The organism is Phosphitispora fastidiosa (assembly GCF_019008365.1).
In the GTDB taxonomy this organism is placed as follows: Bacteria; Bacillota; Thermincolia; order Thermincolales; family UBA2595; genus Phosphitispora; species Phosphitispora fastidiosa.
In genome coordinates this window covers 1-255 of the sequence record NZ_JAHHUL010000170.1, presented here as the reverse complement: position 1 = coordinate 255, position 255 = coordinate 1, and the positions used below count along the sequence as shown (strand labels likewise).

1 protein-coding gene is annotated in these 255 nt (G+C 67.1%); it reads left to right on the top strand.

What is annotated here, in order from left to right:
• The coding region (locus Ga0451573_RS19375; protein ID WP_231685829.1) for a diguanylate cyclase domain-containing protein at nucleotides 1–255 on the top strand (255 nt) is incomplete at both ends.

Genomic DNA, 255 nt, shown 5'->3' with positions numbered 1-255 from the left:
CTGACGGGCCTGCCCAACCGGGAACTCTTCTTCGATCGCCTGGAGCACTGCATTGCCCAGGGGCGCCGCGCGGGCAGGCGCTTTGCCTTCATGGTCGTGGACCTCGACCGGCTCAAGCTCGTGAACGATACGCTCGGTCACGCGGTCGGCGACCAGCTCCTGGTGGAGGTGAGCCGGCGCCTGCAACGCACGCTGCGCGTCGTGGATACCGTCGCCCGTGTGGGGGGCGATGAATTCTTCGTCATCCTCGACGAC